Below are 24,594 nucleotides of genomic sequence, written 5' to 3' on the forward strand. Positions count from 1 at the left end.
GCGCTCTTAAAGCAGGTACTCCAGCGCGGTTTCGTCGCAGTTATGTTTGCGCGGACAAAGTTCGCAGTCTTTCATGACTTTCTCCGGCAGCTTATCTTTTACCGTCAGGCGAAAGTTGAGCCGGCCAAAGAATTCCGGCACCCGGGTCAGCACTATGGTCCGGCTGATGCCCAGTTCCCGCGCTTTCCACAGTAAAAATGCCACTAATTCCGCACCCAGTCCTTTGCCCTGCGCTTTAGGGAACAGGCCAAGGCTACGGATTTCCGCTAAGCCGGTGCTGTAGACATAAAGTGCCGCACAACCGACTACCTCATCGTCAATTTCAGCCACCGCAAAACTTTGGATTGCCTGTAAAATATCTGCTTTATCCCGCGGCAGGTTTTCACCCTGTTCGGCCCAGTAGGCAATGAGCTCGCAAATCTTGTCGGCATCGCTGAGCCGCGCCTGACGCACATGCTTACTTGCTGCTTCAGCCGCATGCAGCCAGTCGTTGGCATGTTTGATCCCCAGCCGCACCGCACTTGGCGCTGTGCCGCCGAGCGCGCTGCGCTGCTGCACGCCGTAATTAAGTTCAAGCACCGGGTAGACATCTTCACCGATGGTGTCGGAAAACTCATGAAACTCGGCTAACGATAACTTTTCCAGGGGCTGCGCCTGCTGTTGGGCATAAAGCACCACAGCACCAGTAATATGGTGGGCATCGCGAAAGGGAATGCCCTTGCTCACCAGATAATCCGCAAGTTCAGTGGCATTACTGTAGCCGAGCGCCGCCTGCTGCGCCGCATGAGCTTCGTTAACACTTAACTCGGGCACCGCAAAGGTCAGCATCTGCAAACACTGCAGGTAGGTGTGCAGGGCATCGAATAGCCCTTCTTTGTCTTCCTGCATGTCTTTGTTATAGGCCAGCGGTAAGCCTTTCAGGGTGGTTTGCAGCGCATGCTGATGACCAAACACCCGTCCTGTTTTGCCGCGCAACAGCTCAAACAGATCGGGGTTTTTCTTCTGCGGCATTAACGAGGACCCGCTGCTGATACGATCGCTCATGGCAAAACAACCGGACTCACCGGAGCAATAGAAGATCACATCCTCCGCTAAACGCGACAAATGCAGCATACCGGTGCTGGCGCTATGCAGTAAGTCCAGCGCAAAATCGCGATCGGACACGCCGTCCAGGCTGTTTTCACAGGCGTAGCGAAAGCCCAGACTGTGCGCCAGTGCTTCACGGTCAAGTGGAGCTGTAGTGCCGGCCAGCGCACCGCTGCCAAGAGGACACACATCCAGCCGCTTTTGGGTTTCTTTCAACCGGCTGACATCGCGCTGCAACATTTGTACGTAAGCCAATGCCCAATGTCCTGCCATGATCGGCTGCGCCCGTTGTAAATGGGTGTAGCCCGGCAAAGCAGCAGCCTGATAGCGCTCGGCAAACTTAATCAGCGCCTGAACTGCGGCGAGGTTCGCCGTGATCAGCTCGGCACATACAGCTTTGCAAAACAGTCGCAAATCGGTGGCGACCAGATCGTTACGGCTGCGACCCGTATGCAGCTTCTTGGCGGTGGCGCCGATTTTTTCGATCAGCTGGGCTTCCACCCAGCTGTGAATGTCTTCTTCGTCACTTTGCAACGGCAGGCGCGGGTCCGCAGCAACAGCCTGTTGCAGCTCCTGCAACGCCTGTTGTAATTGGGCATTTTCGTCCGCCGTCAGCAGCTTGGCCTGCGCTAAAGCATCCGCCCAGGCCTGGGACGCCTGCAAATCGTAGCCCGCCAACTGATAGTCGAACCGCAACGAGTCGTTAAATTGTTTGAATTCAGCGGCGCTGGGCTCACTGAACCGTCCTCCCCATAAACTCATGACGTTGCCTCTTCTCCATCGGTGACTGCCGTGGTCTGGTGCAAAGCACGGATGCGTGACGCCAGACTGTACAGGCGAATAAAGCCTTCGGCATGCTGTTGATTATAGACTTCATCTTCATCGAAGGTGGCGAAGGCATTCGAGTACAGGCTGTTGGGTGAACGCTTCTGCGTGACATTGACCTGGCCTTTGTAGAGTTTGACCACGATATCGCCAGTTAAAGGTTCAGCCAGTTTGTTCGCTGCCGCCAGCATGACATCACGCAATGGCGTGAACCAACGTCCATCGTAGAGCAGTTGGGCAAATTCGTTGCCCATGCGAATCCGATAATCTTGCGTGGTGCGATCCAGCACCAGACTTTCGAGGCCTTGCAGCGCAGCGTAAAGTACAGCACCAGCAGGGGTTTCGTAGCAGCCACGGGATTTCATGCCAACCAGGCGGTTCTCCACCATATCGAGGCGACCCACGCCATGGGCACCAGCAACATGATTAAGCTGAGTGATGGCGCTGACCGGGTCGATAGCCTCGCCGTTGAGTGCAACCCACTCGCCATGAAGAAACGACAAGGTCAGGTATTCCGGCACATCAGGTGCCTGCAGTGGCTCAGTGGTCCAGCTCCAGACTTGTGCAGTAGGTGCATTCCAGGGATCTTCGAGCTCACCACCTTCAGTTGAAATATGCCAGAGGTTGGCGTCGCGACTGTAGATTTTAGTTGCTGACGCACTGCAGGGAATATTACGTTCAGCAAGATACGCCAGCAGTTGCGGACGGCTACGCATGGCCCACTCACGCCAGGGAGCAATCACGTGTAAATCAGGCGCTAGTGCGGCAAATGCAGATTCGAAACGCACTTGATCGTTACCTTTACCGGTGCAGCCATGCGCGAGGGCATCGGCACCTACTTTCCGGGCAAGTTCAACTTGCGCCGCAGCAATAATCGGCCGGGCCAGCGCGGTACCGAGCAGGTACTGACCTTCGTAAATCGCACCGGTTTTCAGGGTTGGGAATATCACCTCATTGACCAGCTGTTGTTTCAGGTCCACCACATGGCAACTGCTGGCGCCGGAGGCGATAGCTTTTTCTTCCACCCCAGCAAGCTCTTCATCACCCTGACCTACGTCAGCAACAAAGGCGACCACCTCACAGTCATAATTTTCTTTCAGCCACGGCACTATGGCAGAGGTATCCAGACCGCCTGAATACGCTAAAACGACCTTTTCCACTGACTTTTTCATGCCTGAGCTCCTGTGAGTAATTCAACTAAAATTGCGTTCTGTGCGTGTAAACGGTTCTCCGCCTGGTGCAGCACCAGCGACTGCGGGCCATCAATCACCTCAGCGGTAACTTCACGGCCACGGTAGGCGGGCAGGCAGTGCATAAAATAGCTGGCGCCCAGTTGCTGCATCAGATCCATGTTGACCTGAAAGGGGGCAAAGTCATGCATCACGGCGTTGCTGTCGCGCTCTTGTCCCATCGAGAACCAGGTGTCGGTATAAATAGCATCGGTTCGTTGCAGGTCGTTGAAATCATGATGCAGGGTGACGCTGCCCCCATTAGTGGTGGCAACGCTCTGTGCGTGCGCCAGCGCTTCTGCATCGGGTTCATAGCCTTTCGGTGTAACGATCTGGAAGGTCATGCCCACGAGTGCAGCGCCGGACATCAGACCCTGACAGACGTTGTTGCCATCGCCAAGGTAAGTAAGCGTAACCTTGCTCAGATCGCCCAGTTGCTCGGTTAAGGTAAGTAAGTCAGCCATTGCCTGACAGGGATGACAAATGTCGCTCAAAGCATTGATCACGGGCTTATCTGATGCCTGCGCCAGCTCGTCCAGAGTCGCCTGGGAAAACACCCGGGCGACGATAGCATCGTGCCAGAGCGCCAGGTTGGCACCGACATCGGCAGCCGGTTCACGACTGCCCATCAGATTTGCTGCATCCAGGTAAATGCTATGACCGCCGAGCCGGTGAATACCCGCGGCAAAACTGGCGCGGGTGCGCAGCGATGGCTTCTCGAACAACAAGGCAATACTTTTGCCCTGTAAATGGTTTTGCCAGGCCCCCGGGTCTTGCTTAATGGTTTGCGCGAGGTCCAGTAAATGCGTCACTTTGGCGCTTGATAAATCGCGCAGTGCTAATAAATCTTGCATGATAATTCCAACTAATAAATGAATCTGCGATACGGAAAATAAACGGCAACCTAGTAACGAATGCGGGTTCCGGCCGCCTCACCCTTTGCCAGTCGGGTCAGTGCGTTGGCGTCTTGCCAGCCAGCCACCGCGATACTTCGTCGCGAATGTTGTGCGGCTTGCAAAGCGGCGTTTAATTTCACCACCATGCCGTCGCGTACCACACCGTCACTGATAAGCTGCGGTGCCTGCGTGGCATTAATGGAGTCGATGAGGAGGCCGTCGCGGTCGAGAATGCCGGCCACGTCGGTAAGTAGAATAAGGTCGGCATGCAACACCTGTGCTACCGCAGCGGCAGCAAGATCAGCGTTAACATTGAGCCGTTGGCCATCGGCACTGACGCCGATAGAACTCAAAATCGGCAGATAGTCACTGTCGATGAGCAGTTGCAACAGCTTACTGCTGTTTGGCGTGGGAATGCCCACAGCGCCGCGACTGGTATCAACAGCACAGATTAGAGTTTCGCCCGCTTGCAGGGTAAGCCCCACGCTCTTAAGGCCATGCTGTTGCGCCACTGCGCAGAGTTGCGAATTAACATCACCGGCGAGTACGCCAGCCACAATCGGCATATGCCCAGCCGGGGTCACCCGCTGACCGGCAGTTTTAGTCGAGACTTCGCCCAACCGCTGCAACAGGTCCTGTACCTGATCACCACCGCCGTGCACCAACACCAGTGGCCGTAGCGCAGCCAGTTTATGCACAGTGCTAAAGAGCGCATTTAATGCAGCGGCATCGGTAAGCACCCGACCGCCTAATTTGATCACCAGTGGCGTTGTCATACCACGGCTCCAGGGTTCATTAAGCCGGCGCTTGGCGGTAACCGAAAATACTGGTTGGCAAGCTGCACCGCTTGTGCCGCTGCGCCTTTTAACAAGTTATCGATGGCGACACTGAAAATCAGTTGCTGACCGTGCATTTTGCAGTAAATATCGCAATAGGGCGTACCTACCACTTGTTGCAGTTTTGGTGGTGTGTTGACGATACGCACCAGTGGTTTATCGGCGTAGCAAGCTTGCAGGGTGTCCTCAATGGTGGCAGCTGAAATGCCGGACTGTACCTGGGCATAAATGGTCGCCAGAATGCCGCGTTTGAAATTACCTAAATGGGGCACAAACAGGATATCGCGGCCGATGCTTGCTGCCATTTCCGGTTGGTGACGATGCTCGGCGACCGCGTAGGCCTGTAAGCTGACTTCACAGAAACTGGTGTGCAGCTGGGCTTTGCGGCCGGCACCGGTAACACCGCTTACAGCGTTGACGATAGGCACAGAGTCGTGGGTGAGCAAATGACTTACCGGACGTAATGCCAGCGCTGCTGCGGTCGGGTAACAACCGGGCACGGCAATTAAAGGCTCATCGCCTTGCAACTGGGTGAATTCGGCCAAACCATAAGGTACGGCAGCATCAAGCTTAGGTTGCTTAAAGCCATACGCCTGCAGATGTTGTTGCGCGTCGATTAGGCGGAAAGCACCGGACAGGTCAAATACCACCAGCCCAGCGGCAATTAGCTGTGGCGCGAGTTCAGCACTGGCTTCATGGGGAAGCGCTAAAAAAACCACCCGAACCTGTTGCGCCAATTGCGGCAACAGATCCGAGTGCCAAGGTTGCAGAATCAGCTCGCACCGACCACTTAACTGCGGATACAAAGTGGAAATGGGCTCTGCTTCACGTGCGCTTGAGGAAAAAGCAAACTTAACCGAAAATTGTGGATGGTTATGCAACAGCCAGACAAGCTCAATGCCAGTGTAACCACTGGCACCAAGCACGGCGCATTGAATAGGTTCTTGTTTCATCATCCACAGGTATACTTTAGGCAATAGATGGCCCAAGTATAGTGAATAGAAATTCACAAAACAAGCATAAGTATTACATTTTTTGTGTTCTCAGCAGAAGCCGCGCGGTTATTCCACCATGTAATTCTTCGGTAGATCGATGCGCGAAGCACCGGATGCTACTGCGGCTTCTGCGACCGCACGCGCAACCCGGGTTTTCAAACGCGGATCTATGGGTTTGGGAATGATGTAGTCCACGCCGAACTCAAGTTTATCAACGCCAGCGGCTTTTAATACGCTTTCGGGCACAGGCTCTTTGGCCAGACTGCGAATGGCCTCAACGGCGGCGAGCTTCATTTCATCGTTGATGGCGCGGGCGCGGACATCGAGGGCGCCACGGAACATAAACGGAAAGCAAAGTACGTTATTGACCTGATTGGGGTAGTCAGAACGACCCGTCGCCATGATTAAATCATCGCGAACCTTGTGGGCCAGTTCTGGCTTAATTTCCGGATCAGGATTGGAGCAGGCAAAAATAATGGGTTTTTCCGCCATTAATTTGAGCGCATCGGGACTCAATAGGTCGGGCCCGGAAACACCGACAAAGACATCAGCTTCGCTAATTACTTCTTCTAATGTACGTTTATCCGTGTTGTTGGCGAACAAGGCTTTGTACTGATTCAGATCTTCACGGCGGGTGTGAATCACTCCTTTCGAGTCCAGCATGTAGATGTGCTCTCGCTGGGCACCACATTTGATCAGCAGTTCCATACAAGCGATGGCGGCCGCGCCTGCGCCCAAACAGACAATTTGTGCCTTGCGCAGTTCTTTGCCCTGAATCTCCAGCGCATTTAACAGGCCGGCGGCGGTAACAATGGCTGTACCGTGCTGGTCGTCATGAAAAATTGGCACATCACAGCGCTCAATCAGTGCTTCTTCAATTTCAAAACATTCCGGCGCTTTAATATCTTCCAGGTTAACGCCACCAAAACTGTCGGCGATATTCGCGACGGTATTGATAAAGTCCTGGGTGGTGCGGTGGGTGACTTCAATGTCGATCGAATCAAGTCCAGCGAAGCGCTTAAACAATAAGGCTTTACCTTCCATAACGGGCTTAGATGCCATCGGACCTAAGTTACCTAAACCGAGAATCGCTGTGCCGTTGGAGATCACCGCTACCATGTTGCCTTTCGCTGTGTAGCGGTAAACATCGTCGGGATTTTCCGCGATGGCGCGCACCGGCTCGGCCACGCCGGGACTATAGGCAAGAGCCAGATCTTTACTGGTTTCCGCCGGCTTGGTCAGCTCAATACTAATTTTGCCTGGCGTAGGTAATGCATGGTAATCGAGCGCTTGTTTGCGAAAGTCGGACATTGCGTAGCGTACCTTTTAAGCAACAACGATGACTGGCACCGTCAGGGGTTAACTGAATTAAGGTCATTGTAGAGGCTTGGCAGGGAATAACAAATCTTACCTGATGCGGATAAGCCTGGTTGAGGCCCCTAGATTTTCAGGTTGTTTAAAAAGGAACCATAGGAATAGTCAGCATTTATAGCGCCTGGCGGCGATACAGCTATAAAAAAAGGCGCCTTTTGGCGCCTTTTCCTGAATTCTGTGCAGAAGCTTGTCTTTTACGACGACTTCTTGCCACCCAACACGCTGAAACGCTTGTTGAATTTGTCGATACGACCACCGGTATCCATAATACGCTGCTTACCAGTGTAGAACGGGTGGCACTCTGAACATACGTCAAGGTGCAAATCACCACCACGCGTAGAGTGAGTTACGAAAGTATTGCCGCACGAGCAGCTGACTTTCAAGTCTTCGTACTTAGGATGAATACCTGCTTTCATAGGGGTTACCTCAATTGGGCCGCATCGCCATCCGATCTGTTGCCGGACACCATACGTGGTTAATGTTATGGTTTATACCAAGGATACTTGTACCAACGATATTAGGGCGCGAATTCTACCTGAAGGTCAAACAATGATCAAGCACAGGATCACGCTTGCGCCAATGCTCACAGCACCGCACAATAGCCGGTATGAACGCCGCATCCGCAAATCCAGAATCCGCTACCAGCAACGTCATTCAAGTGGCTGTGCCCGTGCCCCTTGGGCGCTTGTTTGATTACGACTGCAGCACGGTGCCCGCCGTGGGTGCCCGGGTGCAGGTGCCTTTTGGCTCGCGGCAGCTGGTGGGTTTCTGTATGGGGTCCATTACTCCTGAGGCTAGTGAATACAAGCGCAAAGCTGTTAGCAAAATTATCGACCAGCAGGCGGTGCTGAGCGAGCCGGTGTGGCAACTACTGCAATGGGCCGCTGAGTACTATCACCACCCGCTTGGCGAAGTACTGGCCCATGGCCTGCCGGTACTGTTGCGGCAGGGCGAAGCGGCCAGCTATCAAACTACCCAGGCGTATCGGGCAACCGCTGCGGGACAGGCGCTCGAACTGAATGACTTACGCAACGCCCGGCAACAGCAACGCTTACTTGCCGCTTTGCGGGCCGGACCATTGTTACGCCGCGATATTGTCGCGCAGGAATTCTCATTATCGGCGTTGAAAGCGTTACAGGACAAAGCCCTGATTGAAGTCTTTCAGCACCAACCGAGCGCGGAGCGTGACTGGACCTTCGCTATCGGCAGTGAGCCGTTGCAGCTCAATCCCGAACAAGCACTGGCGGTGGCGGCAATCGGCGCAGCGCAGCGACCGCAACCCTACCTGCTGGAAGGGGTTACCGGCAGTGGCAAAACCGAAGTGTACCTGCAGGCGATGGCCGAGGTGTTACGTAAAGGCAAACAGGTACTGGTGATCGTGCCGGAGATCGGCCTTACGCCACAGACCCTCAGACGTTTCCAGAAACGCTTTGCGGTGCCTATTGTGATGTTGCATTCAGCGCTGAGCGATCGGGAACGGCTGGACGCCTGGCTGGATGCCAGAGATGGCGCAGCAGCGATAGTGATCGGCACACGTTCGGCGATTTTCACTCCATTTTCGCAGCTGGGTATGATCATCATTGATGAAGAGCACGATAGCTCCCTCAAGCAACAAGAGGGCTTTCGCTACCATGCTCGTGACCTCGCCATTGTCCGCGGCCAGAAAGAGCAGGTACCGGTAATTTTAGGCTCGGCAACGCCGTCGCTGGAAAGCATCAATAACGTGGCGCAGAAGCGTTATGCCCACTTGCAGTTAACGCAGCGGGCCGGCGCAGCGCGACCGACCCGACATATGGTGGTGGACATCAAACAGATGCCGCTTAAGGCAGGGTTATCCGTACCTTTGATTGAGCGCATGCGTGAGGAGCTCGCCCGCGGACAGCAGGTGTTGGTGTTTATCAACCGGCGTGGATTTGCGCCCGCGCTGTTGTGTCATGAATGTGGCTGGCTGGCCCAGTGCCGCCGCTGCGACGCCTATTACACAGTGCATCAACGGCAACAGCAGTTGCAGTGCCATCATTGCGGCGATCAGCAACGGTTACCGGTGCAATGTCACGATTGTGGCTCAACCCAGCTGGTGGGCCGCGGGGTCGGTACGGAACAACTGGAGCAGACCCTGACCGAGTTATTTCCTGACTACCCGGTGCTGCGCATCGACCGCGACAGTACCCGGCGCAAAGGCAGTCTGCAAAAACATCTCGCCGATGCCACCGAGAACAAATTCCCGATCCTGGTCGGCACCCAGATGATTGCCAAAGGCCATCATTTCCCGCATGTGACCCTGGTGGCCATGCTCGATATTGATGGCGCGCTCTACAGCTCGGATTTTCGTGCCGCCGAACGCCTCGGCCAACTGATTACCCAGGTTGCCGGACGGGCCGGTCGCGCCAGTGCGCTGGGGACGGTGGTGTTGCAAACCCATCACCCGGAACATGATTTGCTGCAGGATCTGATTCACAACGGCTACGCAGCGTTTGCCCGTTCTTTGCTGCAAGAGCGCCAGCTCACGCAACTGCCGCCGTTTGGCCAGCTCGCCTTATTTCGGGCTGAAGCACACGAGGCGCAGCACGCCCAGGCGGCCTTGCAAGCCATCGCGGATCAGCTGCCGCATCATCCCGAACTTATGGTGCTGGGTCCCATGCCGGCGGTGATGGAGCGACGTGCCGGGCGCTATCGTTACCAGTTACTGCTACAATGCCAACAACGCGGCCTGCGTCAGCAATTGTTGCAGCATAGTCTGCCGAAACTTCAGCAGCTGCCAGAGCTGCGTCGGGTACGCTGGTCACTGGATGTCGATCCGCAAGATTTTAGCTAGGTAGGAAAGGTTTTTTTTCTGCGGCGAAGCAAGTAAAATGCCGCTTCCCGAAATTCATAAGGTTGGATGCAATGAAAGAGCAGTTGGAGCAGTTATTAGCGGCCGCGGTGGCCACCCTGAAAGAGCAAGGTACTCTACCGGCTGACCTTAGCCCACGCATCCAGCTTGACCGCCCACGTGATAAAAGCCATGGCGACTTTGCCACCAACCTGGCGCTGATGCTGGCGAAACCGGCGGGCATGAACCCGCGGGCGCTTGCCGAAGCACTACTGGCAGCTCTGCCGGAAAATGATCTGATTGCTGATGCCAACCTTGCCGGTCCCGGTTTTATCAACTTTGTGGTGAGCCAGAAACAGTTAATCGAGCAGCTTGAACATGCGTATCACGACCCGAAAGTGGGCGTGCAGCCAGCAGAGCAAAGCAAGCGCATCGTTATTGATTACTCATCGCCTAATCTGGCGAAAGAAATGCACGTGGGCCACCTGCGCTCAGCTATCATTGGCGATGCCGTAGCTCGCGTGGAAGAATTTTTAGGCCACACAGTGATACGGCAGAACCATGTGGGCGACTGGGGCACGCAATTTGGCATGCTGCTGGCGCACATGGAAGAGCTCGAAGGTGAAGAGCTGGCGATGGAGCTGAGCAATCTGGAAACCTTCTACAAAGCCGCCAAACGGCGCTTTGATGAGAGCCCTGAATTTGCTGACCGGGCGCGCGAGCTGGTGGTTGCACTGCAGTCAGGTGATAGTAAGTGCCGTGCGCTGTGGCAGCTGTTTATCGACGTTTCCTTAAGTCACTGTCAGGAAGTTTACGACCGTTTAGGGGTAAAACTGACCCGTGACGATGTGATGGCTGAAAGTGCCTACAACGACGACTTACCGAAAGTGGTTGAAGAGTTGCGGGCGCAGGGCTTGCTGGTTGAGGATCAGGGCGCTCAGTGCGTATTCCTTGAGGAATTTAAGAATAAAGAAGGTGAGCCGTTACCGGTTATCGTGCAGAAATCAGGTGGTGGCTACTTGTATGCGACCACGGATTTAGCGGCGGTACGCTATCGCCAGGACGTGCTGCGCGGCGATCACCTGATGTATTTCGTCGATCAACGTCAGGGCCTGCATTTCCAGCAGATCTTTACCTTAGCGAAGAAAGCCGGATTTGCACGGGAAGACCTGCAAATGGACCATTACGGCTTCGGTACCGTGATGGGCAAAGACGGCCGTCCGTATAAGAGTCGCGATGGCGGTGTCACCAAATTGGCCGACTTGCTGGATCAGGCAGAAGCGCGGGCGCTGGCCTTGTTACAAGAGAAAAACTCAGAGTTAAGCGCTACTGAACAAACGCAGGTCGCTAAAGTCGTGGGCATCAGCTCGGTGAAATATGCCGACTTGTCGAAAAACCGTACCAGCGATTACATTTTCGACTGGGACACCATGCTGAGCTTTGAAGGCAACACCGCGCCTTACCTGTTGTATGCCTACACCCGGGTCACCAGCGTGTTTGCCAAAGCTGGTGTGGCACCGGACAGCCTGAGTGGCGAAATTATTTTGCAGGATGAGCGGGAACAGGCGTTGGCCAATACCTTGGTGCGCTTCAACGAGGTGGTGCATTCGGTTGCCAACAAAGCCATGCCGCATTTCCTGTGTGGCTACCTGTTCGACTTGGCGGGTGCTTTTTCCAGCTTCTACGAAGCCTGCCCGATTTTGCAGGCGGAAGACGCAGCAATGAAACAAAGCCGGCTAAAATTAGCCGCGCTTACCGCAAAAACTCTGGAGCAGGGGCTGCACCTGCTTGGAATTGACACTTTGGAAAGAATGTAAGCATGGATTACGCGAACCGTAAACGTCCCCCTAAGCGCAAGCCAACCTCAGGTAAACGCGGCGCCAAGGCACAGCCACAACGGCAGGTGCCCTGGGCTATAGTGATCCTTGCCGTGGTATTGGTGGTCGCTCTGGTCGGCGGTTTGCGCTTTATTGCCGGCGGCAAAGACGCTGCCGATACCCAGTTGCCCAACGAGGTGATAACTGAGACGCCCAGCATAAGCTCCGGGCCGACGCTGGAACCTATGCCGGAAAAGCCCGAGGAACGCTGGCAGTACATTGAGGAACTGGAAAATCTTGAAGTGGAAGTGGATGTCCCCGAACGCGAGGTGGGTCCACCGAAGTTGATGCAATGTGGTTCCTTCCGTAAGCGATCTGATGCGGAACGGCTGCGTGCATCCATTGCGCTACAAGGTCTGGAAAGCCAGATCTACCCATCTAACAACAACACCTGGTTCCGGGTAGTGCTCGGGCCCTACGAAACCAAGCGTGATGCCGAAGCCGAGCGACACATTTTACAACGTGCGCGTATCCATGGTTGCCAGATCTGGAACTGGAACCTTTAACTGCCAGTTACTGCACTAACCAATTGTCGCCGCACCATTGAAATCAGCGAATTCGCCCTCATAACTGCATGCATAGCGCAACAAAGAGGACGTATTTGTGACCACAATAGTTTCTGTCCGCCGCGGTGATAAAGTTGTCATCGGCGGCGATGGCCAGGTTTCCCTTGGTAATACCGTAATGAAAGGCAACGCACGCAAGGTGCGCCGGTTGTACAATGATCAGGTACTGGCGGGTTTTGCCGGCGGTACTGCCGATGCCTTTACCTTATTTGAACGTTTCGAAGCAAAACTCGAGCAGCATCAGGGCAACCTGATGCGTGCCGCAGTAGAGCTGGCAAAAGATTGGCGAACGGATCGTGCACTGCGCCGGCTGGAAGCGTTATTGGCTGTTGCCGATAAGCACACCTCGCTGATTATCACCGGCAACGGTGATGTAGTGCAGCCCGAGAATGACCTGATTGCCATTGGCTCTGGTGGCCCTTACGCGCAAGCCGCAGCAACCGCAATGCTCCAGACCACTGATTTAAGTGCCCGCGAGATCGTTGAACGCGCGCTCACCATCGCCGGCGACATTTGTGTTTACACCAATACCTTCCACACCATCGAAGAACAGGAGTCTGTGGCCAATGTCTGATATGACCCCACGTGAAATAGTCGATGAACTGAATCGTCACATCATTGGCCAGGATAATGCCAAGAAAGCCGTTGCCGTTGCCCTGCGTAATCGCTGGCGCCGGATGCAGTTAGGAGACGAGTTGCGGCAGGAAGTGACGCCGAAAAATATTCTGATGATCGGTCCTACTGGTGTGGGTAAAACCGAAATTGCCCGCCGTCTGGCGAAACTTGCGAACGCTCCTTTTATCAAGGTTGAAGCGACCAAATTCACCGAAGTTGGCTATGTTGGTAAGGAAATTGAGTCCATCATACGCGATCTGACCGATACCGCAGTAAAGCAAACCCGCGAACAGATGATGAAAAAAGTCCGTTTCCGCGCCGAAGAAGCTGCAGAAGATCGGATCCTGGATGCCTTGTTACCGCCAGCCAAGGGCTGGGCCGATGAAGATAAAACTGAGCACGAGCAGAGCAATACCCGTCAGGTATTCCGCAAAAAGTTGCGTGAAGGCAAGCTCGATGACAAAGAAATAGAGATTGATCTGGCAATGCCCCAAATGGGTGTCGAAATCATGGCACCTCCTGGTATGGAAGAAATGACATCGCAGTTGCAGAACATGTTCCAGAGCCTCGGCAAGGACAAGAGCAAACCGCGCAAACTGAAAATCAAAGATGCCTTCAAGCAACTGGTTGAAGAAGAAGCGGCGAAAATGCTTAATCCGGAAGAAGTGAAAGAGCAGGCGCTGCACTCCGTTGAACAAAACGGCATCGTGTTTCTCGACGAAGTCGACAAAATTTGCAAACGCGCCGACAGCGGTGGCCCGGATGTTTCCCGCGAAGGCGTACAACGCGACCTGTTGCCGCTGGTGGAAGGTACGACCGTTTCAACCAAGCACGGTATGGTGAAAACCGACCATATTCTGTTTATCGCTTCAGGCGCGTTCCAGATGACCAAACCGTCGGATTTGATTCCGGAGTTACAGGGTCGCTTACCGATACGGGTCGAACTCGATGCCCTGACCAGCGGTGATTTTGTCCGCATTTTAACTGAACCCAATGCGTCACTGACAACTCAGTACATCGCTTTGATGGCCACTGAGGGTGTTGAAATCGAATTTACCAAAGATGGCATCCAGCGGATTGCCGAAACGGCATTCCATGTGAATGAAACTACCGAGAACATCGGTGCTCGTCGTTTACATACGGTGTTAGAGCGCCTGATGGAGGAAGTTTCCTTTGGTGCCAGTGACTTGCATGGTCAGAAGATAAGTATTGATGGCAGCTATGTTGATGAACATATTGGCCAGCTGGCACAAGACGAAGACCTCAGCCGCTTCATTTTATAGCGGCTGATGATGGTCTTTCCTTTTGTTCCTTTTGCGCAGGCCAATAAGGGGCTATACTGTCGCTGAAACAATCCTTCTCATATCAATGACGTAATTCAGCAGGGGAATAGCAATGGAATACAATACTTCGGAGCTTTGCGATCTTTACCCCGACATGGTCGATGTGGTTGAGCCGATGTTTATCCACTACGGCGGCCGGGTGTCGTTTGGTGGTCAACTCGTGACCGTGAAGTGCTTTGAAGACAAGGGCGTCATCGAAGAAGTCGTGCAGCAACCAGGAGCTGGCAAAGTACTGTTAATTGATGGTGGCGGTTCCAGCCGTCGTGCCTTGATTGACGTTGCCGTTGCTGAGTTAGCACTAGACAACGATTGGGAAGGGATTATCTGTTACGGCGCGGTGCGCGATGTCGATGCCATTGATGAATTAGATATCGGTATCATGGCGCTGGCATCGATTCCTGTCGGTGCACCTGCCGATGGTGTTGGTGATGTTGACGTGCCGGTGAACTTTGGTGGTGTTACCTTTCTGCCGGAAGATCATATTTACGCTGACAACACCGGCGTGATTTTGTCACCTGAGCCGCTCGATATCGAATAAGCTTATGTACCTAGCAAGTTGTGACCCCAGCGCGTGGTGTACGCCACGCCAGGGCGAATCCAGGCTCGGGCAGACCATGCAGGTGTTGCCCGCAATCACTGACCCGAACTCCTATCGTGATGCCCTCGATACTGCTTATCAGCAGGGCGCACGTATTGCTATCCTTGGCGTTCCTGAAAGTATCGGACCGCGCGCTAATCTGGGTCGCGGTGGTGCAGAAACCGCCTGGCCGGCCGCATTGAAGGGTTTGTGTAATCTGCAGGCAACGCCATTTATTGCCAGCCAGGAGCTGCTGCTGGTGGGTCAGGTGCAGTGTGAAGATCTGCAGCAACAGGCCGCAGCTTTGCGCACCAATGAGCCGAGTCAGCTCAATGCGTTACGTGATCTTTGCGGGCAACTCGATCAGCGGGTAATGCAAGCCTTGCTACCCCTGTTCAGCGCTGGCTTTGAAGTCATTTTAATTGGTGGTGGACACAATAACGCCTACCCCTTGTTACGCAGCCTGAGCGAAGCGACCGACACCCAGGTGGCGGCGATGAACCTTGACCCCCATGCGGATTTTCGCGCACGTGAAGGCCGCCATAGCGGCAATGGCTTCAGCTATGCCTGTACCGACGGCTTTTTAGCGAACTATCATGTGGTGGGCTTGCACGAAGGTAAAAACAACGCCGAAAGTTTGCGACAACTTAGTGATACTGGCTTTACCTATACCAGCATTCATCAACTCTATCAGGGTAACTGGACCGAGCAACTGGCCGCTTTGCGTGCCCAGGCGGTGGTCTGGAATCGTCCGCTGGGAATCGAAGTCGATGTTGATGCGCTACAGGGGGTGCCCGCCAGTGCCATCAATTTTAACGGCTTAAACATCGCGCAGGCATATACTTTTGTTGCCGAGCTGGCAGCGGTGCCGAAAACGCGTTATTTACACCTGGCTGAAGCTGCGCCGAGTCTGCACCCGGCGGGTCGTGAAGCGGGCGACACGGCGATCGCCCAGCTATTAAGTGAGTTAGTGCTTGCTTACCTGCATGGCTATCAACGCCGTAAGCCCTGATGCCAGCAAGCGGCCAGTCGTTCAGTGCCAAACTGATAGGTAAGTTCGGCTGGGTCGCTACATTTCCACAAACACAAATCTGCCCGCAAGCCGGTTTTTACCAGGCCACGATCGTTAAGGCCGAGAGCTTTTGCGGCGTTGCAGGTCACACCCCGTAAACATTCTTCCGGCGTCATGCGGAAAAAAGTTGCGCCCATTTGTAACATCAGCTGCAAGCTGAGAATAGGTGAGGTGCCGGGATTGGCATCGGTAGCCAGGGCAATCGGCACCCCGTGTTCGCGCAGCATTGCCATGGGGGGTAGCTTAGATTCACGCAGAAAATAGAAAGCGCCGGGCAAGACCACTGCCACTGTGCCACTGGCGGCCATGGCTTTTACCCCAGCTTCATCCAGATGCTCTAAATGATCGCATGACAACGCCTGATAACTTGCCGCAAGCGCACTGCCATGCTGGTTACTTAACTGCTCAGCGTGCAGTTTAACCGGCAAACCAAGCTCTTGTGCTTTGGCAAACACCCGCTCGGTTTGCGCAGGGCTAAAACCAACGGATTCACAGAACGCATCAACGGCGTCGGCAAGTCCTTCTGCTGCCAGGGTTGGCAGGATCTCGTCGACCACGGAGTCGATATAGTCATCACCTCGGTCTTTAAACTCCGGCGGTAAGGCATGCGCGGCTAATAATGTGGTCTGCACACTAACCGGATGCGTCTCAGCCAGCGTGCGGGCAGCACGTAATTGCTTGCGCTCGTGCTCAAGCGACAGGCCATATCCGGATTTGATTTCCACGGTGGTCACACCTTCGGCCATGAGTGCGCGCAAACGCGGCTCGGTGAGTGCCACCAGTTGCGCTTCACTTGCCTCGCGGGTTGCGCGCACGGTGGCAGCGATGCCGCCGCCCTGTGCGGCGATGTCAGCGTAGCTTGCACCATGCAACCGGCGGGCAAATTCGTCGGCGCGGGAACCGGCCCAGACCAGATGTGTGTGACAGTCGATCAAACCGGGGGTTAACAGCTGTCCCGTACCATCAATTACCTCGTCATTTGCGGCGGGCGCCGGAGCGTCTTTGGCATTGCCGACATAGCTTATTTCATCACCTTTGATGCCAACCACAGCATCATGCAACAGTCCATAGCCCGGGCCTTCCAGGGTGGCGACTGTGACATTTTTGATCCAGGTTTGTGACGAAGTCATACAACTTTCTCCCTAAATTTGCTTGTATATACAAATGCAGTTGCCTACACTCTAGCACATCATTGCCATAACCACATAAGGGTGAGCATTCTGATGGCTAAATTTTCTGCAATCAAACAGCATATTTACAGCAAAATTGCTTCCGGCGAATGGCCTGAGCACCATCCGGTAAGCTCTGAGAATGCGCTGGCTCAGCAATTCAAAGTCAGTCGCATGACCGCGCGCCGTGCCCTGCAGGAATTGTCTGACGAAGGTTTAGTGATTCGCACCAAAGGCTCTGGCACTTTTGTTGCACCGATCAAATCACAGACCTCGTTTATGGCGATTCGTAATATCGCTGATGAAATCCGCGCCCGGCAACATGACTACCACTCGCAAGTGCATGTGCTGCGCAAAGAAGCCGCCTCAGATCTGGTTGCCGAAATGCTCAAGCTCACCCCTGGGGCTACCGTTTATCATTCGGTGATCAGCCACTATGAAAATGAACTGCCAGTGCAGGTTGAAGAGCGTTACGTAAACCCTGCTATGGCCAGTGCCTATTTACAACAAGACTACCAACAACTTACGCCGCATGAATACTTGTGCGAAGTGTCACCGTTAACGGAAGCGAGCCATGAGATCGAAGCGGTCTCTCCCAGCCCGCAAATTTGTCAGTGGTTAAAGCTGACTCGACCTGAACCCTGTTTACGTATTCATCGCCGCACCTGGAGTGCGGACGGTGTGGTGACCTACGCCATTTTGACGCACCCGGGCTCACGTTTCAGCCTGGGCGGACATTTGCAGTTTGGTGCTGTACCAGCTGTGCCGCAAGAATCTGAATTATAAAAAAGGAACTTATCATGAGCTTTACCCGACTCGATCAAAGCCGTTCGATTCGCGCTCCGCGTGGCAGCGAACTAACGACCTGTAACTGGCAGGTCGAAGCCGCAAAACGTATGTTAATGAATAATCTTGATGCTGAAGTAGCTGAGCATCCGCACGCTTTAGTGGTTTACGGTGGTATCGGCCGTGCCGCCCGTAGCTGGGAAAGCTACGACAAGATTGTTGAAGTTTTAGATCGGTTAAAGCCGACCGAAACGCTGCTGGTGCAGTCGGGCAAACCAGTAGGTGTGTTTCCGACCCATGAAGATGCACCGCGGGTGTTGATTGCGAATTCAAATCTGGTGCCTGAATGGGCAACCTGGGAGCACTTCAACGAACTCGATAAGCAAGGCCTGATGATGTACGGCCAAATGACAGCCGGCTCGTGGATCTACATTGGTTCGCAGGGCATCGTACAAGGCACCTATGAGACCTTTGTGTCGGTGGCAAAACAACATTTCAACGGTGACACCAGCGGCCGCTGGATTATCACCGGCGGACTCGGCGGTATGGGTGGCGCGCAGCCACTGGCTGCAACCATGGCGGGCTACAGTATGCTGGCGGTTGAAGTTGACGAGTCACGCATCGATTTCCGCTTGCGCACCCGCTACCTTGACCATAAGGCCACCTCGCTGGACGATGCTTTAGAATTACTCGAGCAGGCGAAGCAGGAAGGCAAAGCGATATCCGTCGGGCTGCTCGCCAATGCCGCTGATGTTTATGCTGAGCTGGTTGAGCGCAATATTACCCCGGATGTGGTGACAGACCAGACCTCTGCACATGATCCGCTGCACGGTTATTTACCCCAGGGCTGGACTCTTGAAGAGTATCTGGCGAAACAGGAAAGCGCAGCCGAAGCCACCGTACAAGCTGCAAAGCAGTCGATGGCCGTGCAAGTACGCGCCATGCTGACATTGCAGGAGCGCGGCGCGGCGACCCTGGACTATGGTAATAACATCCGCCAAATGGCCAAAGACGTTGGTGTCGACAATGCGTTTGATTTCCCGGGCTTTGTGCCGGCGTACATCCGCCCATTATTCTGTGAAGGCATCGGGCCGTTCCGTTGGGTCGCACTTTCTGGCGATCCGGAAGATATTTATAAAACCGATGCTAAAGTCAAAGAGCTTATTCCGGACGACCCGCATTTGCACAACTGGCTGGATATGGCGCGCGAGCGCATCAGCTTCCAGGGCTTACCCGCACGTATTTGCTGGATCGGCCTGAAAGATCGCGCGCGTATCGCTAAAGCGTTTAACGAAATGGTGAAAACCGGCGAGTTAAAAGCACCCGTAGTTATTGGTCGGGATCACCTGGATTCAGGCTCAGTAGCCAGCCCTAACCGCGAAACAGAAAGCATGCTGGACGGTTCCGATGCAGTGTCTGACTGGCCTTTGCTTAACGCTTTGTTAAACACAGCGGGCGGCGCGACCTGGGTCAGTTTACACCACGGTGGCGGAGTCGGCATGGGCTATTCCCAGCACGCTGGGGTAGTCATTGTGGCTGATGGCACCGATGCAGCAGCTGCGCGCATTGGCCGCGTACTTTGGAATGATCCGGGTACCGGCGTGATGCGTCATGCCGATGCCGGTTACGACATCGCAATTCAGTGTGCAAAAGAGCAAGGTCTTGATTTACCGATGGTGGAGGACAAGTAATGGCAGTATTTACCCTACAACCTGGCACGCTTACGCGCAGTCAGTTACGGCAATGGTGGCAGTCACCACAGCAGCTGGCGCTGCATGATGACGCCAAAGTTGCCATCGAACGTTCCTCAGACACGGTGTCAGAAGTGCTGGCCAAAGGTAAGGTGGTGTACGGTATCAACACCGGTTTTGGCTTGTTGGCCAACACCCGTATCCCGCCGGAAAAACTGGAAGACCTGCAACGTCGCATCGTGCTCTCGCATGCTGCCGGTACCGGCGAACTGATGGACGATACCGTTGTGCGGCTGATGCTGTTATTGAAAATCAACTCATTGAGTCGCGGCTATTCGGGTATTCGTCAGGTGGTGATCGACGCCTTAACTACCTTGTTAAACGAGCAAATGTACCCTTGCGTACCGAGCAAAGGTTCCGTGGGTGCCTCCGGTGACCTGGCACCGTTGGCACACATGGTACTGCCGCTGATCGGTGAAGGACACGTGCGTTATAAGGGCGAGATCTATCCAGCCGCTGAAGGTTTGGCGAAAATTGGCATGCAGCCATTGGCGCTGGCGCCTAAAGAAGGTCTGGCACTGCTGAACGGAACGCAAGCCTCGACTGCGCTGGCCTTACATGGCTTGTTCCAGGTCGAGCGGGTGTTCCACAGCGCTATCGTTGCAGGGGCCATGGCGGTTGAAGCGGCCATGGGCTCGCGCGCTCCGTTTGATGCGCGTATTCATGAAGCCCGTGGTCAGCCGGGCCAAATCGCGGTAGCAGCAAGCTTCCGGCAGTTGCTGACGGACAGCTCGGAAATTGGCGAACACCACGAGAATTGCGAAAAGGTGCAAGACCCCTATTCATTGCGTTGCCAACCTCAGGTGATGGGTGCTATCTACGACCAGCTGCAGCACGTCGGCAGCATTCTAACCCGCGAGGCGAATGGAGTGACCGATAATCCACTGGTGTTCCCTGACAATGGAGACATCATTTCGGGCGGTAACTTCCATGCTGAACCGGTGGCGATTGCAGCAGATATCCTGGCCATCGCGGCAAGTGAAATCGGTGCGCTGTCGGAACGTCGCAGTGCGTTGCTGATTGATCACCATTTGAGTAATTTACCACCGTTCCTGGTCAACGACGGCGGCGTCAATTCAGGCTTTATGCTGGCGCAGGTCACCGCTGCAGCCTTAGCATCAGAGAACAAAACCCTGGCGCATCCGGCTTCAGTCGATAGTTTGCCAACCTCAGCCAACCAGGAAGATCATGTGTCCATGGCAACTTTTGCGGCTCGCCGCTTAACAGATATCGCGCAGAACGTGCGTGACATCGTCGCCATTGAGTTACTCGAAGCGGCGCAGGGCATCGACTTCCGTCGCCCCTTGCACGGCTCTGCGGCGATTGAGCAAGCCCATGGACTGGTACGTGAAAAAGTCGCTTATTACGATCAGGACCGGTTTTTTGCTCCGGACATCGAAGCTGCGGCGCGATTGGTTTACAGCGGTAAGCTAGGTGAGTTGATTACTGCGGGCGCAGTGCTCGAGGACGTTTAAGCGTCCTCGTCGTCTTCATCTTGCAAGGCCTGACAATCGACACATAGCGCGACGTCAGGTTTTGCCGCAAGGCGGGCGGCGGAGATTTCGTCGCCGCACTCAATGCAATAGCCATATTCACCACTGCGCATGCGTTGCAAAGCGGCGTTAGCGGCATCGGCAGCGCGAGTATCCGGCTGCTCAGCTGCAATAGTCTCAAGCTTACTGCGGATGCGTAACAACTGCTGGGCGGATAATGATTCACTCATGTTTACGTCCTTCTAATCTTTTTTTGCCAATACCACAAACTGCCCGATAAATTCCGCTACTGGTTTATTGCCGTCAAACACCTGGGATTTCAGGTTCACCCGCGCGTTCACACCACGTTGCAAACTCGAAAGATCGCCGTTCATATCCAGCACCTTTGCAATAGCCCGCGGTTCGCGCGTGATCGGTTTGTGGTAATGAATATTGCCGTCAGCGAGAACCACAGCACCTTCCAGCTTGCGTTCGCGCAATTGTAAATGCAGCAACCCCCAGCACGTCAAGGTGGCAAGCGAATAAATACTGCCGGCGAACATGGTCCCGTGAACGTTGATGTTGCGCGATAGCAGCGCGTGCGTTTCAAATTCGCGACCGGTGTACTGGCTGATACGGATCCCCATGGTTTCAGAGATCGGAATATCTTCATGCCAAGTGGCCTGTAATTCCTGACACCAGTCGGGGCGGTAGATAATCCGGTTGTGCTCGGTCAGTAGCTTGCGCAACTGATGTTCGGCGGTTGGATTTGCCACTGTATCGGCTTCTTCCACCAGTTGGTAACCACACTTTTGGTAAAAGCCCAGGGTGTTGTCGCGCGAATTAATCACAATATGCTTGGCACCTTCATGGCGGGCCAGTTGCTCCAGCGCGTGGACGATAGCGACACCATGACCTTCACCGCGATGCTCTGGCGCTGACGCCATAAAACGGATCTGGCCTTCGTCAGGGCTGTTAAAATGCAAGCGGCCGATGGCTACCGCGGTACCGGCGTCGTTCACCACCATGCGGTGCAAACCCACCTGATCGTATTCATCCTGTTCAGAGCCACGCGGACGCTGGAACGGCTCGCGCAACACCCGGTAGCGCAAGTCAAAGTAAGTTTGCCAGTCGCGCTCGCTGGTGGGCGTGATCACCTGATACATAGGCTAGTTCTTCTCCGTATCCAGTAACAAGGTGACCGGACCATCATTGGTTAAGGAAACCTGCATGTCCGCGCCAAATTCACCGGTCGCGACCGAAATACCTAAATAATTAAGATGTTCGACAAACACCCGGTAAAGGGGCTCCGCGTGGGCCGGCTGAGCGGCGGTGGAAAAGCTTGGCCGCCGGCCACTGTTAGTGTCCGCAGCTAAGGTAAACTGCGAGACGATTAAGGCCGCGCCGTTGATGTCGCTGAGACTCAGATTCATTTTATCGTCAGCATCGCTGAAAATCCGGTAGCCGGCGACCCGCGCCGCGAGCTTTTCGGCGTCTGCGGCAGTATCGGTGGGGGTGATGCCAAGCAAAATCAGTAAGCCCTGATCAATGCTGCCGACGGTTTTACCTTCAATATCAACTTGTGCTTTCGTCACCCGTTGTAGTAGCGCTTTCATCGGTATCCTCAAAAAATTCTTCAATGCTGGCGGTTAATTCGGCGCCAATCAAAACAATGGTCCAGGACAGGAAAATCCACAGTAACAGAATTGGGATGGCAGCCAAAGCGCCGTAGATGGCCTGGTAAGAAGGGAAAGCTGCGATATAGGCGGCAAATCCGGCTTTGCTTATTTCGAACAATACTGCGGCCAGCAAAGCTCCCCAAAAGGCATGGCGCACTTTTACAACCCGGTTCGGCAGCATTACATACATCAACATAAAGGCGATGGTTGAGGTAACAACCGGCACCAGACTCAGCAGTATCGTGCGAAAACCGGAGATATAGCCTTCAGCAAAAGTAGCTAAGGACACCACATAAGAGCTCACTGCGATACCCGAACCCATTAGCAGTGGACCTAAGGTCAGAATCATCCAGTACACAGCTAAAGCCACTGCCCAGCGGCGCCGTCGGGTATTGCGCCAAATCCGGTTCATGGTGGCATCAATCGTAGAGATAAGATTGATCGCGACCACAATCACAAAAACCACACCGATCGCGGTCATTTCGGAGACGTTACCCACAAAATCGTTCAAATAACGGGTGATCTCCTCGCCGGAGGTTGGCAGTAAATTAGCAAAGAGTACGTCTTCCAGTTCGCCACGCATGGTCTGAAACATGGGAAACGCGGAGAAGATAGAGAACATCACCACTAACAAAGGCACCAATGCCAGCATGCTGACAAAGGTCAGGTGCCCGGCGATGATGGTGACTTTGTCATCGATGCAACGTTTAACGAAGTATTTTACGAACGCCACCGCGCAGCCCGCGCGAACGCGCCAGACCGAAGGTGTTGAATCTGATTCCTGACTCATCAAAGTCCTCAATTTGCTTTAAGTTGCTACTACTATAATCCCAAACCGCGTGTCTTGCGTAAAGTTAGGCAAGCTATTTATGTTTTTGCGTTCATTCAGAACGACGGTGTAAGGGGTGAAAATGAGCAGTGAAAAACAGCCACATATACTGATCATCGGTGCTTCAGGTGGTCTGGGTAAAGCGTTAGTCGAGCATTATCTAAGCGCCGGGTGGCAGGTGACCGCCTGGAGCCGTAACCAGCTGTCACTGAAGCACGATGCGCTTAGTTGCCTGCAAGTGCAAGGTTATGCTCCGGAGCAGGTGGCGGACGCAGTGAAACAACTGGACCAACTAAGCGGCGTAGTGAGCACTCTGGGAATGCTGCACAACGATAGCTTTATGCCGGAAAAACAGCTGGACGCGGTAAATGCGGCGCAGCTGGAAGCTTCGTTTCAGGTCAATGCCATTTTGCCAATACTGTTGTTGCAGCAGCTGTTACCGCGTTTACCCCGCAAAGAATCCGCATTCTTTGTACAACTGAGTGCCAAAGTGGGCAGTATCACAGATAATTATCTGGGCGGATGGTACAGCTACCGGGCCAGCAAAGCGGCACTTAATATGTTGCTGAAGACGGCGGCAATTGAACTTCGCCGCAGCCATAAACAGTTGGTGATTGCGGCGATTCATCCGGGGACAACCGATACTGAATTATCCAGGCCATTCCAGGAGCGCTTGCCAGCGGATAAGCTTTACAGCCCGGGCCAGTCGGCTTCGCGCATCGCTGCGGTGATTGAAGAATTAGCTACGGAGGATAGCGGCAAGCTGCTACACTGGGATGGAACCGAACTACCCTATTAGGAGGAT

General features: G+C 54.2%; 23 protein-coding genes. 11 read left to right on the forward strand and 12 right to left on the reverse strand.

Annotated features, from left to right (window positions below; genetic code table 11):
• Positions 1 to 6 precede the first annotated feature (6 nt).
• From argH to rpmE, 7 genes are all read right to left on the reverse strand, one after another.
• A complete protein-coding gene (gene argH, locus CWI69_RS09575; RefSeq protein ID WP_126763991.1) occupies positions 7 to 1,848 on the reverse strand; it encodes an argininosuccinate lyase in 1,842 nt (613 codons plus the stop codon).
• Positions 1,845 to 3,083, reverse strand: a complete 1,239-nt coding sequence (locus tag CWI69_RS09580; protein ID WP_126763992.1) for an argininosuccinate synthase — start codon at positions 3,081 to 3,083, stop codon at positions 1,845 to 1,847. The genes argH and CWI69_RS09580 overlap by 4 nt, the downstream gene beginning before the upstream one ends.
• Complete coding sequence (gene argF, locus CWI69_RS09585) at positions 3,080 to 3,994, reverse strand: ornithine carbamoyltransferase (protein WP_126763993.1); 915 nt, start codon at positions 3,992 to 3,994, stop codon at positions 3,080 to 3,082. The genes CWI69_RS09580 and argF overlap by 4 nt, the downstream gene beginning before the upstream one ends.
• Positions 3,995 to 4,044: 50 nt before the next feature.
• Entirely contained in the window at positions 4,045 to 4,812 is a 768-nt protein-coding gene (gene argB, locus CWI69_RS09590; protein WP_126763994.1) for an acetylglutamate kinase, read from the reverse strand.
• Positions 4,809 to 5,828: an N-acetyl-gamma-glutamyl-phosphate reductase gene (gene argC, locus CWI69_RS09595; protein ID WP_241971085.1), complete on the reverse strand. Its 1,020-nt coding sequence runs from the start codon at positions 5,826 to 5,828 to the stop codon at positions 4,809 to 4,811. The genes argB and argC overlap by 4 nt, the downstream gene beginning before the upstream one ends.
• A 105-nt stretch (positions 5,829 to 5,933) precedes the next feature.
• Positions 5,934 to 7,178 (reverse strand): malic enzyme-like NAD(P)-binding protein, encoded by a 1,245-nt coding sequence (locus tag CWI69_RS09600; RefSeq protein ID WP_126763995.1) that lies wholly within the window; start codon positions 7,176 to 7,178, stop codon positions 5,934 to 5,936.
• A 257-nt stretch (positions 7,179 to 7,435) separates the two neighbouring features.
• Positions 7,436 to 7,657: a 50S ribosomal protein L31 gene (gene rpmE / locus CWI69_RS09605; protein WP_126763996.1), complete on the reverse strand. Its 222-nt coding sequence runs from the start codon at positions 7,655 to 7,657 to the stop codon at positions 7,436 to 7,438.
• 191 nt (positions 7,658 to 7,848) lie between these two features.
• Between rpmE and priA the strand changes: the two genes are divergently transcribed.
• From priA to CWI69_RS09640, 7 genes are all read left to right on the forward strand, one after another.
• Positions 7,849 to 10,056 carry a primosomal protein N' gene (gene priA, locus CWI69_RS09610; protein ID WP_126763997.1) on the forward strand — a complete coding sequence of 736 codons (2,208 nt, stop codon included), beginning with the start codon at positions 7,849 to 7,851 and terminating at the stop codon, positions 10,054 to 10,056.
• 71 nt (positions 10,057 to 10,127) lie between these two features.
• On the forward strand, positions 10,128 to 11,870 hold the full coding sequence (gene argS, locus CWI69_RS09615) for an arginine--tRNA ligase (RefSeq protein ID WP_126763998.1): 1,743 nt from the start codon (positions 10,128 to 10,130) through the stop codon (positions 11,868 to 11,870).
• Between the two features lie 2 nt (positions 11,871 to 11,872).
• A complete protein-coding gene (locus CWI69_RS09620; RefSeq protein WP_126763999.1) occupies positions 11,873 to 12,436 on the forward strand; it encodes an SPOR domain-containing protein in 564 nt (187 codons plus the stop codon).
• A 97-nt stretch (positions 12,437 to 12,533) separates the two neighbouring features.
• The gene (hslV, locus tag CWI69_RS09625; protein WP_126764000.1) at positions 12,534 to 13,070 is read left to right on the forward strand and encodes an ATP-dependent protease subunit HslV; all 537 of its coding nucleotides are present in this window, start codon (positions 12,534 to 12,536) and stop codon (positions 13,068 to 13,070) included.
• Positions 13,063 to 14,394: an HslU--HslV peptidase ATPase subunit gene (gene hslU / locus CWI69_RS09630; RefSeq protein WP_126764001.1), complete on the forward strand. Its 1,332-nt coding sequence runs from the start codon at positions 13,063 to 13,065 to the stop codon at positions 14,392 to 14,394. Before hslV ends, hslU begins: the two co-directional genes overlap by 8 nt.
• A gap of 112 nt (positions 14,395 to 14,506) precedes the next feature.
• Positions 14,507 to 14,992 (forward strand): ribonuclease E activity regulator RraA, encoded by a 486-nt coding sequence (gene rraA, locus CWI69_RS09635; RefSeq protein ID WP_126764002.1) that lies wholly within the window; start codon positions 14,507 to 14,509, stop codon positions 14,990 to 14,992.
• A gap of 4 nt (positions 14,993 to 14,996) precedes the next feature.
• Positions 14,997 to 16,043 carry a formimidoylglutamase gene (locus CWI69_RS09640; protein ID WP_126764003.1) on the forward strand — a complete coding sequence of 349 codons (1,047 nt, stop codon included), beginning with the start codon at positions 14,997 to 14,999 and terminating at the stop codon, positions 16,041 to 16,043.
• Here CWI69_RS09640 and hutI read toward each other — a convergent pair.
• The gene (gene hutI / locus CWI69_RS09645) at positions 16,025 to 17,233 is read right to left on the reverse strand and encodes an imidazolonepropionase (RefSeq protein ID WP_126764004.1); all 1,209 of its coding nucleotides are present in this window, start codon (positions 17,231 to 17,233) and stop codon (positions 16,025 to 16,027) included. The two genes, CWI69_RS09640 and hutI, sit on opposite strands and share 19 nt — an antisense overlap.
• A gap of 93 nt (positions 17,234 to 17,326) precedes the next feature.
• On the opposite strand from hutI, the gene hutC reads away from it, so the two are divergent.
• Genes hutC through hutH form a run of 3 tightly spaced genes read left to right on the forward strand, consistent with a single transcriptional unit; the run spans position 17,327 to position 21,284 of the window.
• Entirely contained in the window at positions 17,327 to 18,058 is a 732-nt protein-coding gene (gene hutC, locus CWI69_RS09650; protein WP_126764005.1) for a histidine utilization repressor, read from the forward strand.
• A gap of 14 nt (positions 18,059 to 18,072) precedes the next feature.
• Complete coding sequence (hutU, locus tag CWI69_RS09655; RefSeq protein ID WP_126764006.1) at positions 18,073 to 19,749, forward strand: urocanate hydratase; 1,677 nt, start codon at positions 18,073 to 18,075, stop codon at positions 19,747 to 19,749.
• Entirely contained in the window at positions 19,749 to 21,284 is a 1,536-nt protein-coding gene (gene hutH / locus CWI69_RS09660) for a histidine ammonia-lyase (RefSeq protein WP_126764007.1), read from the forward strand. The genes hutU and hutH overlap by 1 nt, the downstream gene beginning before the upstream one ends.
• Here the strand turns inward: hutH and CWI69_RS09665 are convergent.
• The 4 genes from CWI69_RS09665 to CWI69_RS09680 are packed head-to-tail and all read right to left on the reverse strand — an operon-like array spanning position 21,281 to position 23,750.
• Positions 21,281 to 21,532 (reverse strand): TraR/DksA family transcriptional regulator, encoded by a 252-nt coding sequence (locus CWI69_RS09665; protein WP_126764008.1) that lies wholly within the window; start codon positions 21,530 to 21,532, stop codon positions 21,281 to 21,283. The two genes, hutH and CWI69_RS09665, sit on opposite strands and share 4 nt — an antisense overlap.
• 12 nt (positions 21,533 to 21,544) lie before the next feature.
• Positions 21,545 to 22,447 (reverse strand): bifunctional GNAT family N-acetyltransferase/hotdog fold thioesterase, encoded by a 903-nt coding sequence (locus CWI69_RS09670; protein ID WP_126764009.1) that lies wholly within the window; start codon positions 22,445 to 22,447, stop codon positions 21,545 to 21,547.
• A gap of 3 nt (positions 22,448 to 22,450) precedes the next feature.
• Positions 22,451 to 22,897, reverse strand: a complete 447-nt coding sequence (dtd, locus tag CWI69_RS09675) for a D-aminoacyl-tRNA deacylase (RefSeq protein ID WP_126764010.1) — start codon at positions 22,895 to 22,897, stop codon at positions 22,451 to 22,453.
• Positions 22,857 to 23,750, reverse strand: coding sequence for a virulence factor BrkB family protein (locus tag CWI69_RS09680; RefSeq protein WP_126764011.1), 894 nt, complete (start codon positions 23,748 to 23,750; stop codon positions 22,857 to 22,859). The genes dtd and CWI69_RS09680 overlap by 41 nt, the downstream gene beginning before the upstream one ends.
• Before the next feature lie 121 nt (positions 23,751 to 23,871).
• Between CWI69_RS09680 and CWI69_RS09685 the strand changes: the two genes are divergently transcribed.
• Complete coding sequence (locus tag CWI69_RS09685) at positions 23,872 to 24,588, forward strand: SDR family NAD(P)-dependent oxidoreductase (RefSeq protein ID WP_126764012.1); 717 nt, start codon at positions 23,872 to 23,874, stop codon at positions 24,586 to 24,588.
• Positions 24,589 to 24,594: the final 6 nt, after the last annotated feature.

Origin of the sequence: Pseudidiomarina halophila (assembly GCF_003987215.1) — a bacterium.
GTDB lineage: Bacteria > Pseudomonadota > Gammaproteobacteria > Enterobacterales > Alteromonadaceae > Pseudidiomarina > Pseudidiomarina halophila.